Origin of the sequence: Solidesulfovibrio sp., assembly GCF_029978005.1 — a bacterium.
In the GTDB taxonomy this organism is placed as follows: domain Bacteria; phylum Desulfobacterota; class Desulfovibrionia; order Desulfovibrionales; family Desulfovibrionaceae; genus Solidesulfovibrio.
In genome coordinates, this window is the sequence record NZ_JARKOZ010000198.1 from 1 (window position 1) to 13,532 (window position 13,532).

The 13,532-nt window shown below is 65.0% G+C and carries 11 protein-coding genes and 1 tRNA gene; 4 read left to right on the forward strand and 8 right to left on the reverse strand.

Annotated elements, in window-relative coordinates:
* Positions 1-138: 138 nt before the first annotated feature.
* The 3 genes from Q1K70_RS20440 to murA all read right to left on the reverse strand — a co-directional run bounded on the left by Q1K70_RS20440 (position 139) and on the right by murA (position 3,441).
* On the reverse strand, positions 139-603 hold the full coding sequence (locus Q1K70_RS20440) for a hypothetical protein (RefSeq protein WP_300163997.1): 465 nt from the start codon (positions 601-603) through the stop codon (positions 139-141).
* Positions 604-783: 180 nt separating this feature from the next.
* A complete protein-coding gene (locus tag Q1K70_RS20445) occupies positions 784-2,160 on the reverse strand; it encodes an L-serine ammonia-lyase (protein ID WP_300164000.1) in 1,377 nt (458 codons plus the stop codon).
* A 30-nt stretch (positions 2,161-2,190) separates the two neighbouring features.
* Positions 2,191-3,441: a UDP-N-acetylglucosamine 1-carboxyvinyltransferase gene (murA, locus tag Q1K70_RS20450; protein WP_300164003.1), complete on the reverse strand. Its 1,251-nt coding sequence runs from the start codon at positions 3,439-3,441 to the stop codon at positions 2,191-2,193.
* A gap of 152 nt (positions 3,442-3,593) precedes the next feature.
* Between murA and Q1K70_RS20455 the strand changes: the two genes are divergently transcribed.
* Positions 3,594-3,669: transfer RNA gene (locus Q1K70_RS20455), tRNA-His, on the forward strand.
* A gap of 168 nt (positions 3,670-3,837) precedes the next feature.
* Complete coding sequence (locus Q1K70_RS20460) at positions 3,838-5,592, forward strand: tetratricopeptide repeat-containing glycosyltransferase family protein (protein WP_300164006.1); 1,755 nt, start codon at positions 3,838-3,840, stop codon at positions 5,590-5,592.
* Here the strand turns inward: Q1K70_RS20460 and Q1K70_RS20465 are convergent.
* Positions 5,552-6,514, reverse strand: a complete 963-nt coding sequence (locus Q1K70_RS20465) for a metallophosphoesterase (protein WP_300164009.1) — start codon at positions 6,512-6,514, stop codon at positions 5,552-5,554. The two genes, Q1K70_RS20460 and Q1K70_RS20465, sit on opposite strands and share 41 nt — an antisense overlap.
* A 219-nt stretch (positions 6,515-6,733) precedes the next feature.
* Here Q1K70_RS20465 and Q1K70_RS20470 point away from each other — a divergent pair, with 219 nt between their 5' ends.
* Positions 6,734-7,216, forward strand: coding sequence for a hypothetical protein (locus Q1K70_RS20470; RefSeq protein WP_300164013.1), 483 nt, complete (start codon positions 6,734-6,736; stop codon positions 7,214-7,216).
* Between the two features lie 214 nt (positions 7,217-7,430).
* Complete coding sequence (locus tag Q1K70_RS20475; protein ID WP_300164017.1) at positions 7,431-7,952, forward strand: hypothetical protein; 522 nt, start codon at positions 7,431-7,433, stop codon at positions 7,950-7,952.
* 48 nt (positions 7,953-8,000) lie between these two features.
* Here Q1K70_RS20475 and Q1K70_RS20480 read toward each other — a convergent pair whose 3' ends face one another.
* The 4 genes from Q1K70_RS20480 to Q1K70_RS20495 all read right to left on the reverse strand — a co-directional run.
* A complete protein-coding gene (locus Q1K70_RS20480; protein ID WP_300164020.1) occupies positions 8,001-8,747 on the reverse strand; it encodes a sulfite exporter TauE/SafE family protein in 747 nt (248 codons plus the stop codon).
* 58 nt (positions 8,748-8,805) lie between these two features.
* Complete coding sequence (locus tag Q1K70_RS20485; RefSeq protein WP_300164023.1) at positions 8,806-9,753, reverse strand: phosphatase; 948 nt, start codon at positions 9,751-9,753, stop codon at positions 8,806-8,808.
* A gap of 107 nt (positions 9,754-9,860) precedes the next feature.
* Positions 9,861-11,789: an autotransporter domain-containing protein gene (locus Q1K70_RS20490; protein WP_300164026.1), complete on the reverse strand. Its 1,929-nt coding sequence runs from the start codon at positions 11,787-11,789 to the stop codon at positions 9,861-9,863.
* A 356-nt stretch (positions 11,790-12,145) separates the two neighbouring features.
* The coding region (locus Q1K70_RS20495) for a hypothetical protein (protein ID WP_300164029.1) at positions 12,146-13,532 on the reverse strand (1,387 nt) is incomplete at its 5' end.

Below are 13,532 nucleotides of genomic sequence, written 5' to 3' on the forward strand. Positions count from 1 at the left end.
GCCCGGACCCGCAGGCCGCAAAGCCGGCAGCACGTCCGGGCCGATTCCCCGACCACGGGCGCCAGCGGCGAAGCGCCGCATTTTGGGATATGATGTCGCCCGCCGGGAGGTTACCGGCGGGCGTTTTTTTGGGCGATCCTAGTTGGTCGGCGGCACGTAATAATAGTAGCCCGGGGGAAGTTGCTGGCCCTGGTTCGGCGCCGGAACGGGGTAGTAGGTGCCCGGCGCGGGCACGGAAGGCTGGGGCCCGGGCGTGGCCAGGCCTTCCCTGACGATGGTCCGGGCGTCCTGTTGCATATCCGGCCCCGGGGTCAGGATGTTGTTGCCGGTGATGCCGGGCGCGACCTGCCAGGATTTTTCCCAGTGCCCGGACTGGGAGGGGTAGTAGCGCGCCCCGTCGCAACGGCCGGCGCAGGCCGCGCAGGACCGGTTGCACAGCTGCGAGGGCGTAAAGCCGGTCATGGAGCCGCTGTCCACCACGCAGACCTGCTGTCCGGCCGGGTCGACGCACTGGAAAAGCCCGACGGCATGGGCCCGTCCCGGCAGGCCGAGCGACACGACGGCGAGGAGCGCCGCCACGGGGAGAATTCGCGAAAGGTACATACACGCCTCCTGCATGCTCGCTTGCCGATGGTCATACCCTGTATTGGCCGCGATGCACACCGCAAAAAGCGAAATATTCACACCTTTCGTTTGTTTTACGATATCCGCCTGGAATCGTGGCGGGATTCCAAAGGGCGCCAGCCCTTTGGCCGCCGGAGGCTTTCCCCCTTGCAAATCACGTCAGCAGGCGATGACGCTGACGGCCAGGCCGCCCTCGGCCGTTTCCTTGTATTTGCGGTTCATGTCCCGGCCCGTGGCCCGCATGGCCGCGATGGCCTCGTCGAGGCCCACCCTGTGGTGGGCGGGCATTTCGGCCGAAGCCACGAGGAAGGCGGCGTAGGCCTTGACCGCGCCCATGGCGTTGCGTTCGATGCAGGGAATCTGGACGAAGCCGCCCACCGGGTCGCAGGTCATGCCCAGGTGGTGCTCAAGGGCCGTTTCGGCCGCGTTTTCCGCCACCCGGGCGTCGTAGCCCAGGCCCTGGGCCAGCATGGCCGCGGCCATGGCCGAGGCCACGCCGACCTCGGCCTGGCAGCCGCCTTCCGCGCCGGCGATGGTGGCGTTGCGTTTGGCCAGGAAACCGATGGTGGCGGCGGCCAGCAGTCCCTCGCGCACGGCCTGTTGGGGCGCGTCGAGCACGGTACGCATGAACCGGGCCGTGGCCGGCACGATGCCGGCCGCGCCGCAGGTGGGGGCGGTGACCACGACGTGGCCGGCGGCGTTTTCCTCGGCCGCGGCGAAGGCGTAGGCGATGAGCTTGGCCAGGGCGCTTTCGTGGGGGAGCCGCCTGGACCGGCAGGCCCGTTCGTGGAGCCGGGCGGCCTTGCGTTCCAGGCGCAGGGGGCCGGGCAGCACGCCCGTGGCGGCAAGGCCCGTCGTGACCGAGGCGTCCATGGCCGCCAGCACCGCGTCGAGGCCCGCCATGACCTCCTCGGCCGTGGCCCCGGTCAGGGCCGTCTCGTTTTCGAGCATGAGCCGGGGAAGGGGCAAGTCGCCCTCGGCCACGAGCCGCCGGATGTCGGCCATGGTCTCGTAGACGTGGACCGGCGCGCCCCGCGTCGGGGCCGGCTGGCCCTCGTACTGGATGAAGCCGCCGCCCACGGAGGCGTAGGCGCGCTCGAGCAGGGGCGAAGCGCCGGGAGCGTCGCCGAGCAGGCGAAAGACCAGGGTGTTGGGGCAGGGCAGGTCGCCGTCAACGGGCCCGAACACCACGTCCCGGGCGCTGACGGCAAGCGCCCGGGACGGCAGTTCCACCAGGCGCGGCAGGTCCGGGGACCGGGCCAGCTCGTCGAGGAAGTCCGGCGGGCAGCGCCTTGGTTCCCGGCCGAGGAGCCCGGCCAGCACGGCCCGGTCCGTGCCGTGCCCCTTGCCCGTGGCGGCCAGGCTCCCGAGAAGCGTCACCTCCAGGCGCGCCGCCCGGGACAGGATCTCGGCCGGCTGCCGGCGCAGGAGCTCCAGGAAGTCGCAGCCGGCCAGCATGGGGCCGATGGTATGGGAACTCGACGGCCCGGGCCCGATCTTGAACAGATCGAATACGCTCAGGTCGATGGCGGCCACGCGCGACTCCTTTCCCGGCGACGGGCGTAATCAGGGCAGTCGTTCGATGTCCGCGCCCACGCCGCGCAGCTTGACTTCCACCGCCTCGTAGCCCCGGTCCAGGTGGTAGACGCGCTGGATGAGCGTCTCGCCCCGGGCGGCCAGCCCGGCCAGGACCAGGGAGGCGCTGGCCCGCAGGTCCGAGGCCATGACCGGCGCGCCGGTCAGGCTTTTGACCCCACGGATGAAGGCGTGCTGGGCCGAGATGCGGATCTGCGCCCCCAGGCGCACCAGCTCCTGGACGTGCATGAAGCGGTTTTCGAAGATGGTCTCGCGGATGGAGCCCGCGCCCATGGCCACGCACATGAGCGCCATGATCTGGGCCTGCACGTCCGTGGGAAAGCCAGGGTAGGGCTGGGTGGCCAGGTCCACGCCCACGAGCTGCTCGCGGCGGCGCACCAGCACCCCGGCGTTGGTGGCCTCCACCTGCACCCCCATCTCGCGCAGCTTGGACACCACGGCGTCGAGTTCCATGAACGGGCACTGTTCCAGGCGCAGCTCGCCGTCGGTGATGGCGGCGGCCATCATGTAGGTGGCGGCCTCGATGCGGTCGGGCATGATCCGGTAGCGGCCGCCGCCAAGGCGCGGCACGCCTTCGATGGTGATGACGGATGTGCCGTGGCCGGTGATCCTCGCGCCCATGGCGTTGAGGAAGTCGGCCAGGTCGGCCACTTCCGGCTCGCGGGCGGCGTTTTCGAGGATGGTGACTCCCTGGGCCAGGCTCGCGGCCATGAGCAGGTTTTCCGTGCCGCCCACGGTGGGGAAGTCGAAGACGATGCGCGCGCCCTTGAGCCCGTCGCAGCGGCCGTCGATGTAGCCGGCTTCCAGGGTGAAGGTCGCGCCCATCTTTTCCAGGGCGGTCAGGTGCAGGTTGACGGGCCGCGCCCCGATGGCGCAGCCGCCGGGCAGGGCCACCCGGGCCTGGCCGGTGCGGGCCAGCAGCGGGCCGAGCACCAGCACCGAGGCGCGCATGGTGCGCACGAGGTCGTAGGGGGCCTCGGGGGTGAGCTTGGCGCTCGGCTCGAGGGTCACGACGTTGTCCTCGAACGTCGAGGGGCATCCCAGGATGTCGAGCAGCTTCAGGGTGGTATGGATGTCGCGCAGGCGCGGGACGTTTTCGACCACAGTGGTTTGGGTGAGAAGCGGCGCGGCGAGCAGGATGGGCAGGGCGGCGTTTTTCGAGCCGCTTATGCGCACGACGCCGTGGAGGGGCTTTCCGCCCCGGATGAGCAGTTTGTCCATGTCGGGATCCTTGGCTGCCCCGGCGCGCGGCGGCGGGGCGGTTTCGCCGGGAGGGCGTTTCCAACGATAGCGCGGGGGACGCCTCCGGGCAAGCGGCTCAAAAACATGTTGACGGACCGGGCCGGGAGGTCTAAGAAATTCGTTCTCCAGTGGTGACTGTAGCTCAGTTGGTAGAGTCCCAGGTTGTGGCCCTGGTTGCCGTGGGTTCGAGTCCCATCAGTCACCCCACGAAATTTCCTTGCAAAAGGCCCGGTTAACAGCCGGGCCTTTCGCTTTTTCACGCCTCTTTCCCGCAAGCTGCGGCAACTGCTACTCGGACGCATGGAACGCGCAACTTGATTCCAACGGTTAGGCCACCACCTCTGAGGGTGGCTTAACCGTTGGAATTGTTTATGCATGAATTCAGGCATGACGCACTCAAGGAAAAATAATCCCAGCCATGGCAAGGCTTCCGTATCTTTGCAGCAACAGCACAAGATGTATTTTGATCTTCTCAAGAAGAATCCAAACAATGCCGAAGCGCTCATTTTCTTGGGGAAGCATGAGGTCAAGGCGGGTCGTGTAGCCAACGCCACTCCATTCTTCAGACGGGCGTATGAGCTCGACAAGCAATCCGTTGCGCCAGGGCTTGATTACGCCCTGGTCCTTTGCGCGCAGAACAGAAAGCTGGAAGCCATCGAGATTTTGGAAAAAGTCGCCGCGATGCACGTGGATCGCCTGGATATCGCCTATCTGCTGGCAAACGTCCTCAAGGACCATGGCATCGAAACAAAGTCGGATTCTTTTGTTGAAAAGGCGATAGAGATTTATGCGAACATCACACGGCAACATCAAGACCATCCCGGCGCACTGAACAACTTCGGCATATCGCTTTTGTATTTGAGAAAGATCAAAGAGGCAGAGTGTTGTTTCGCGAGAGCAATAAGCCTGGATGAAAGCAATCCCCTGTTTTACAATAACTTGTCCATCACGGCGAGGCTGCAGCACCTTGCCGAGCACAGCGTCCATTGCTGCCGCAAAGCCATACAACTCAGGCCCGACTACCCGGAGGCGCACAACAACCTTGGCAATGCGCTGAAGGACCTGAACGACTTGCCCGCCGCCATAGAGGCCTACCGGCGGGCCGTGTCTCTGAAGCCCGACCCGGACTATCGATGCAATTTGGCCATGGCGCTCCTGGCCACGGGGGATTTCAAGACGGGATGGGAGATGTACGAGTCGCGCAAGGCATCGTATGCGTTGAGGGGATCGCAGCCTGGCCTTGCACAGCCCCAATGGCTCGGGGAAGAGGCGCAGGGTAAAACGCTGTTGATCCACAGCGAGCAGGGACTGGGCGACACGATACAATTTTGCCGATATGCGTGCATGGCGGAAGCGAAAGGACTGCGCGTCTTGCTGCAAGTCCAACGGCCGCTGCTGCGCCTGGTCCAAAGCCTTTCTGGAAATATCCGCGTTGTTGCTGATGTGCAACACGAGACATTCGACCTCCAGTGCCCGATGATGAGCCTGCCTTTGGCGTTTCATACGGACATCGACTCCATCCCTTCCGCGAAAGCATATTTATTCGCGCCGGAAGAGAAGATCCGTTTTTGGAAGGACATGCTTGCCGGCATATCGCAATACAAGGTCGGCATCGTCTGGTCCGGGCAGACGATGCGCCATTCGAGCGACTTGGAGTTCACCAACAAGCAACGCTCCATGCCGGCGGAATTCTTTGAACAACTGCAGGACAGAAACGACGTCTGCCTGTTCAGCCTGCAAAAGGAAGGACCAAAAGCACCCGATTCCCTGAAAGCCGTCGATCACATGGATCAATGCGAAGACTTCGCCGACACGGCGGCTCTGGTCATGAACCTCGACCTCGTCGTCACCGTCGACACTGCGGTGGCGCATCTGGCGGGAGCCCTCGGCAAACCGGTCTGGGTGCTGAATCGGTTTTCCGGATGCTGGCGCTGGCTGCGCGGCAGAAAGGACAGCCCCTGGTATCCGACGTTGCGCCTTTTCACACAGACGGCTCCCGGGGATTGGCAAGGGGTCATCGCCGAGGTCAAGGAAGCGCTGGCGCGAGAAATCGCTTCCCAACGAACGCCCGGACGTCCAGACGGCGACGCTACAGGCCGCGCAAGAAAACGGTGCGGTCGTCCCGGGTGAGCCAGCTTCCGGTCGAGTGGTCCCAGGTGCGCACCACGATCCGGTCGTCGCAGAGATACAGGTTGTTGCTCCAGACCGTGGGCCGGTTCATGTCCGGGGTGTGCACGTCGAGCACCCGGTCGAGATACCAGTTGCGTGGCGCGTTGAAGCTCGGATTGGTGGGCGGGGTGTGGGTGTGGCCGCTCACCCAGAGGAGCACCTGGGGGTTGCCCGCCAGAATGTTCCGGATGCGGTCCACAGGCTGGGCCACGAAATCCGGCGTGTCGGCGTTGGCGTTGTAGTGGTCCAGGGTGCCGACCAGCGGCGCGTGATAGAAGAGGATCGTGGGTCGCGCCCGGTCGGCGGCGAGCGTTTTTTCCAGCCAGGAAAGCTGCCCGGGCGACATCTCGGTCAGCAACCTGCCGGCAGTCGCGTCCGGGGCGCAAAAGACGAGCAGGTACTTGCCCATATCTTTGGCATAATAGAGCGCCTTCTGGCCGAAGGCCTCCCGGTAGCGGGCGAGCTTTCGCCGCCGCAGTTCGGGCGAGGCCCGGCGCAGGCGTCCGTCGGGGCCGGGAGCGTCCTCGTACATGTACTCGTGGTTGCCGGCCACCAGGGCCAGGGGCTTGCGGATGGCCCCCACGAACTGCCGGGCCGTTTCATATTCCTGCGGGCTGCCGTAGCGGTGCACGATGTCCCCGACCACGGTCACGAGTTCGGCGTCGGGCCAGGAATTGACGTCGCGCACGGCGGCGAGCTTCTGGTCGGGCGCGGCGGGCCGCCCGTCCGGCCCCGGCTCGGGCGGGGCGTAATGGGCATCGGCCAGAACCACCAGACGACGGCAGGAGGGCGCGGGCGCGCCGGCCCAGACGAACGGGGCCGCGGCCAGGACCGCGATGGCCCCCAGTGCGGCACGGCGGGTGATGCGAACGGGTCGACCCATGGCGGGATCTCCATACTGCGCTGGGGATGACGGTTTGCGGCGCACCCGGCAGCGGAAGAATCCGGGACCTCCGATTCGTTCGGACCGGCCGCGGCCATGTGCGGGCGTCGACATTCGGGGCCCCGCTTTCCAGCTTCCAACCGACCCGACGACTACACCGTCTTGTTTACTTTAGTCCCCTTGGTCTCGCCAGAAGAACTGTGCGAACTGGAATTTTTCTTGTTCTTCGTCGCACCGTGCAGCGTGCCGCTGGTCGACGTCATGTCGTATTCCGTCTTGGAAGATGATCCCTTGCTTGTCCGCGACTTGATTCCTGCCGCATCATTTTTATTTATCATAGCGATCATCGAGCGTTGCGGCGACATACCTGATATGCCATTTGCATGGGACATGATCCATCCTCCGGACTTTTTCTTCCATTGCATTTCATGCATGGCAGAAAACATTTCAAATATGAAAATAAATTGGCGTTTTCAGAAGCAAAACACCGCATATCGCGCAGCCCTCTTGCATAATTTACGCCCCAAGCGACCGGTTCATTACAGGTATGAAAAACCTCAAGATCACGGCACACTATGCCTTCATGAATCAAGCCCGCAGGCGGCATTTTTTTCTCGCCGCGCCCTCCCCCAGGCAACGTTCGGGACAAACATGCCGACGATCCATGGACATTCGCCCGTCGAGGAACCGGGCGCGCCATGAGCGCCCGGCCGCGGCGACTTTTCTCCATGGCCCCAGTCGTCCCGTCCGCGGTCACTGGCCGCATGTTTCCTTTCCGACGGCCATCATTTCCGGGATCCCGGCCCACCTGAGCGCGCATGGTTTCAAAACGCCTTGATACATGCGAACCAAACGCGTTACAGAGATCTAACTTCCAATCCCCAACGCAACATTTAACGTAAGGAAGGCAGCCATCATGCAGTACCCGCGTCTTCACCCCGCCCCGGCGTGCATCCGCCTGGCCTCGTGCCTGGCCGTGTTGTCCCTTTTTCTGGCCTGCGCGCTCGGTCTGTCGCCGGACGCGGCCCGGGCGGCCGAACTCGGCCCCCCCGTGGGGCGCGTGTCCATGGAGATCGGCTATGGCGGCTTCATCCTCAGCGCTTCGGGCGGCAAGGGCACGCTGACCTTCAAGGGCCGCAGCTATGCCTTCAAGGTCGGGGGCCTCGGCGTCGGCGGCGTCGGCGTGACCAAGGTCAACGCCGTGGGCGAAGTGTACCGCCTCGGCCGCGTGGAGGATTTCCCGGGAGGCTACTTCCAGGCCGGGGCAGGCTATGCGGCTGGGGAGGGCAAGGGCGTGCAGTGGCTGGAAAATTCCAATGGCGTGATCATCAAGCTGCGCGCCGTCAACAAGGGGGTCTCCTTCAACCTCGGCGCGGACGGCCTGATCATCGAGATGGGGCGGATCAAGAACAGCAAGAACAGCAAGCCCAAGGGGTAGCGCCAGGACGTCGCAGGCACGGCGGCCGGAGGCGCAAGGAAGAAGGCCTCAAACGCGCCTGAAGAAGAGGATCGTCATGACGACGCTCAGGCAGACGATGGCGGCGCGGATGTAAACCGGCTTCACCTTGCGGGCCGAGTGCGCGCCGAAGTAGCCCCCGAGCACGGCGCACACGAGCATGACCAGCGTCGGCCGCCAGAGCACCTTGCCGGCGATGACGAAGCAGACCACGGCTACGGCGTTCATGCAGCCGGAGAGCAGCGTCTTGAGCGCGTTCATCTTCTGGATGTCCGCCATGCCGAACAGGCTGTAGAGGGCGAGCAGCAGGATGCCGACCGCGCCGCCGAAATAGCCGCCGTAGATGGAGACCAGGAACTGCCCGATCAGGACGGTCGCCGGGCCGATGCGGTAGACCTGCCGCAGCCTGGGCGCGAGATACGGCCCGAAGGCGAAGACCAGCGTGGCCAGGGCCAGCAGCCAGGGGATGACGACGTCGAAGGTCCTTTGCGGCGTGAAAAGGAGCAGCAAGGCCCCGGCCAGGCCGCCGGCCAGGCTGGCCGAGAGCAGTCCCCGGAAGGAGATGCCGTCGGCCCGGCTGAAGTCCCGGCGATAGGCCCAGGCGCTGGCGAAGCTGCCGGGAAAAAGCGCGACCGTGCTCGAGGCGTTGGCCACCACCGAGGGCACGCCGGTGTAGACCAGGGCCGGAAAGGTGAGAAACGAGCCGCCGCCGGCCACGGCGTTCATGACGCCGCCGCCGAAGGCCGCGCCGCCGAGCAAAAGCAAATCGTTGACCATTCTGCGGACCGCCGTTGGGATAAGAGGTGTTCGTCGCCTCGAGACCGAAGTCGAGTCCTTACCCGGCGGCCTGATATTGTGTCCAGAGAACCCGGTGGAAGTCCCGGGTGGCGGCGTAGCGGTGGAAGCGGCCGAGAAAGGCCGCCCGCGCGTCGTAGAGCGGTCCTTTCCAGCCCTCGTGCGGCGTGTGGAGCAGGTCGATGCCCCCGAGAAGGCGCTGGCGGACGGCCAGTTCCTCCAGTCCCAGGGCGGCCGCGTTTCGCAGCATGTCGTAAAGCAGCAAGAAGGTCGTGGTGCGTCCGTCCCCGGCGTGGCAGTGGAAATGCAGCCAGGCGTCGCCGGGCAATTCCCGGACGAAGGCCACGAAGCGGTCCACATCCGCGTCCGCGGGCGGGGAATGGTCGCGCACCGCGATGCGAAACGCACCGAGCCCCAGCTCGCCGAGCGTTTCCCGCTCGCTGCGCGCCCGCTTGTAAGGCGTGGGCTCCACCTGCGTCTCGGACAGCCGGCCGTCGGGGGATTTGGCCAACACCCGGGCCACGGACGCCGTGCCAGGCGTGGGCAGGGCCCGGATGCGCGCCGCCTCGTCGGCCTCGGCCTCCTCGACGGTCTTGCCGTCGTTGGCCCAGTTCTTTGGGCCGTACCAACTGACCGGATGGGCGTCGAGCAGGGCGTGGGACTCCTGGCGCAGGTCCACCACCGTGACCTTGTCGGCCAGCCCGCGGATGGTCGTGTCCAGCTCGGAGCGGGAAGGCTGCTCGCTGCCGGAAGCGCGCAACCGGTCGAGCCCCAGGCGCGAGGGCGGCGTGGGCGTCGTCGCGAATGGGCCAGCCATGGTTCGGTAGTGGCTGGGCAGTCCCTGCTCCCGGGTGGAATCGAAAATGAGCGTGAGCTCCTCGTCCACGAGGCACGCCTCCTTTCCGCGTCGGCCACGGGCCGTCGCGGCCATGGCGGCGACTTCCGCCGCGCCGCCGATGCCCCGCGAGCCTAGGCCTCCGAGCGGCATGGGCATTCCTGTAGGTCTGTTTTCTAAGAAGTCGGCACGGAAGCGAGAAGCGATAGCTGCTGGCTCCCGGCGGGCTCCAGGCCGGAAAGGTCGTCAACGATCCGGATTCAAAAACTGACGTTTACACCGACATCGCCGCCGTAGCTGACGGTCTGCGAATCAAAGGCGGTGGCTGAAGCGGAACCCCGTACCATCACCCGTTCACTGATTTTGTAGGAAGTCCCCGTACTGGCCGTGGCCCAATCCGATTTTACCGGGGCGGCGGCCATGGAATAGGGCGCGGCCGTGGTCGAAGTGAGTGCGGCCTTGACCTTGCGGTCCGACTGGTCGACCAGTTCGTGGTTCCATTTGGCTTCCACGAACGGACGCCAGTCGCCTACGTCGATCGAGGCGCGCCAGCCGAGTTGGCTTATGGCCGAATCCCGTATCTGCTCGCCAAACGACAGGGCCGTGACGCCGTTGCTGCCGGTCTGCGCGCCGCTGGCGCCGGATTCGGCAAAACCCTTGATGCGCACTTGTTGCAGCACCAGGCCCGCCACCGGGCCTGTCGTGACCGATCCCAGGCGGATGTCGCCGCCGGCGCGCAGGGCCAGGGCCAGGGACGAGCCCGTGGTGTCGGCGCTGTTGCTGTCGGTAAAAAGCCCCAACGCCACGTCGCGGGCGAGGTTGTCCTGATACCAGCCGTAGGAGGCCACGACATTGCCCCAGATCGGTCCGGCCTGGTAGGCGGAATAGAGGCTTATGGCCTGGTCGTTTTGGTCGAAATGCCCGCCGCCCATGGAGAACCGCTGGGTCTGGGTCCCGGCTGAAAAGGCCGCGCCGACGATGAGTCCGCACGGCGTCTGGTAATCCACTCCCGCCGATCCCGTAAACGGCGTGCCGGCCACATCGGGAAAACCCGAAAAATTCCTGAGCGTCAGTGCCCCGACGCCGCCGCTGATCCAGACGTTGACGCCTGTCGGGCCGCGATGTTGGCCGGACAGGTCGATCTGCCCCTGGATGACGGCCGCACGGGCCAGGCCGCCCTGGACCGGAGCTTCGGCCAAAAGGGACATCAGGCTCGGGGCCGTCAGCAGGCTCACTTCATAATCCGACTCGATCTTCTGGCCGGCCGTGGTCAGGTGATGGCCGTCGATGAACAGATAGGTTTGCAGTTGGACGGGGGTGATGTCGGCCCAGGTGGTGATCAGGGCGACGACCGGGGACGGGGCGTTGGCCGACAGCACCGAGGATGGAGTGAACCCGAACAGGGCGGGATTCGTCGCCACGAACTGGAACAAGCTGGTGAGGTCGGCGGGAATGAAGCGCACGCCCAGCGCCGACAAGTCCGACCACTTGGTATTGTTATACGCGACCGCACGCGCGTAGTCGTCGATGTTGCTTGCGGGGACGATGCCGCCCGAGCCGGTCAGCGTCGATGTGTAAAAGGTATCGGGCACCATGATGTTGCGGGCGCCGGCCGCCTGCAAGGCCGCCACGCTGGACGCGAATTCGGACGCTACGCCGTTTAAAAAGGCAGGGTTGGCGGCGATCCAGGCAGCGCCCTGGTTTTGCACGAAGATCAGGTCGTTGTTGCCGCTGTTGATCACATACAGGGCGTGGGCATTGGCGACGCCCCCGGTGGAGGCGAGGAGGTTGGCGATCTGCTGGGTGGTGGTCACGTTCCCGGGAAAATCACCAGTGATGGCGGCGACCCCGGCACCGGAACTTAGGAGCGCCGTATAGGCGCCGCCATTGGCGTAGTTGGTTCCACCGGCGCTGACCGTCGTGGCGGACAGGCCAAACCTTCCGGCCAAAAAGCTGGTGGTCATCACCCCGGGCCCGGCAAAACCGCCCTGGGCGCCGGCGGCGATGGCGGAGGCGACAGCCGCGTCGTATGTCGCGTTTCCCGTCGAGGCGTAGCGAAAATAGCCGCTGTCCAGGGTGCTGTCGCCCAAGCCGATCAACTGATTGAACGCCCCTGTGGCGTCGGCCAAGCGAGGTGTGATGATGACGAGCAGGGCAACAAGCAGAGAAAGCTGCAACACTTTAGACATGGGTGCTTTCCTGGATATCGCTTCTCGAAGCCCGCCTGGCGAGGTCTCGTTCGACGGGTGTCGGATTTGTTAATTATCACATAAAAACTGTACAGCATCAACCGACTGGAAGCGTTCGGCCAAAATACGAATTTGCTTCCACCAACTCGAGGAAAACACCAGGGTAGCGAGCAAGGCGGCGCGCGATCCTGCCGGATCGGCACACCGCCTCCTCGGGAATATTGAATGGCATTCGGGGGGAAGTTGTCCCAGAGAACGCAGCTGGCAGGAACGTGGAAACCCGAAGAGCCCCGACGCCTTCACCTCAGCAATGCTCCCCTGTCCGCCGCATCGTCAGGATCGTCCGGAAATGAACATCAGCGCGTTGCGGTCGCCTCCGTGTTGCCGGCCGGACATGCCTTTACGGATATGGAAGAAAGGCCGACCGTCGCACACCAGATACGGCGATCCTTGAAATAAGCGAAAAGCGCCTCGTTCTCGCGCGGCCCCAGGTCGCGCGACCACACGATGGGCGAAGCGTCGATGTCGGCCGCATTATAGACCCACTCCGCATGGACGTTGGCATCCGGAGCATAGGACACCACGACCAGATGCTCGCCGCCCATGGTCAGCAATTCGCGGCGGAGTCCCTCTCGCACCAAGGCTTTCCGGTAATTGTCGCTTTGCGGGCGAGCGGCATATTGGGCGCAGTCCCAGATGCCGAGAGCCACGACGACCGCAGGCAGCAAGCGAACGAGAGCCAGACCAACCGGCCTGCCGCGCAGCCGCAGGCAGCGTAAAAGACGCAGTGCCGTAAGGCACATGACCGTGGCCACAGGCAACAGCGGCGCCAAGTAATGCTGGTTGATCCAGGCACTTATGTAGGTGGACAGGATCCCTAGGCCCAGGATGACGACGAGGGGCCGTATGGCGGCGAGGGCCGGCAAGGCCGGCACGGTCGCGCAAAGCCCCAGGACCATCGTCGGATTAAGCATGGAAATCAAGGTGTCGGAGCGGCGCAGCAGTCCATAGGCTTTCCCGGGCAGCGTACTTTCCAAGACAGCGGCCGGGATGGACCATTCCCTGTTGTAGCGTCGCATTTCCGGGGGGATGTTCGCATCGGGTATGGGCACGCCAGGGGCGGTTAGCAGAATATTGGGTTCGTAGCGTTCGCTGTAGGCGATGTAGGGCAGGCGGAAAGCGTTCCCGGTGACGGCATGGTTGTAGACCAGCAGCCCGGCCAGGCCGCAACCACCGATGAGGGCCATGGACCAGGCGCTTTTGAGACACAGAGTCCGCAGTGCCCCCCGCCCCCGGCGCAAGGCGGCAAGCAGCAGCCAGGCAAGACGGAGCAGGCAGGTCACGCCGCCATCATAAGGGCGCGAGACCGCAAGCAGTGAGGCTCCAAGCCCGAACAGCGCGCCGGCTGCCGGTCCAGGAGCGCGCAGCATGCGCCCTGTCGCGCCAAGGGCCAGACAGCCGCCCATGGCGGCCACCGCGCCTCCCCAGTAAGTCGTTGCCCAGTAATGCGTCGTGGCGAACTGCGCCGCAAGGAGCAGACCGCCGAAAAGAGCCCAGCCAGAGGACAAGAAACCCAGGACGCACCAAGTCGTCAACGCGCACATGCCGGCGACGGAAAGGACGACGCCCCACCATGGATTGCCGAGGGCCGCCTGACCCAGGGCGAGAAAGAGGCCCTGTCCAGGAAACAGCTTGGAGGCATAGGTGGGCTGTTGGATCTCATGGAAGGTTTCGAAGTGTCGC

Bases quoted from the DNA above. Each gene is read 5' to 3' on its own strand.
- Q1K70_RS20440 (WP_300163997.1), bottom strand. From the start codon at position 603: ATGTACCTTTCGCGAATTCTCCCCGTGGCGGCGCTCCTCGCCGTCGTG.
- Q1K70_RS20475 (WP_300164017.1), top strand. From the start codon at position 7,431: ATGCAGTACCCGCGTCTTCACCCCGCCCCGGCGTGCATCCGCCTGGCC.
- Q1K70_RS20460 (WP_300164006.1), top strand. From the start codon at position 3,838: ATGAATTCAGGCATGACGCACTCAAGGAAAAATAATCCCAGCCATGGC.
- Q1K70_RS20485 (WP_300164023.1), bottom strand. From the start codon at position 9,753: ATGCCGCTCGGAGGCCTAGGCTCGCGGGGCATCGGCGGCGCGGCGGAA.
- Q1K70_RS20490 (WP_300164026.1), bottom strand. From the start codon at position 11,789: ATGTCTAAAGTGTTGCAGCTTTCTCTGCTTGTTGCCCTGCTCGTCATC.
- Q1K70_RS20480 (WP_300164020.1), bottom strand. From the start codon at position 8,747: ATGGTCAACGATTTGCTTTTGCTCGGCGGCGCGGCCTTCGGCGGCGGC.
- murA (WP_300164003.1), bottom strand. From the start codon at position 3,441: ATGGACAAACTGCTCATCCGGGGCGGAAAGCCCCTCCACGGCGTCGTG.
- Q1K70_RS20465 (WP_300164009.1), bottom strand. From the start codon at position 6,514: ATGGGTCGACCCGTTCGCATCACCCGCCGTGCCGCACTGGGGGCCATC.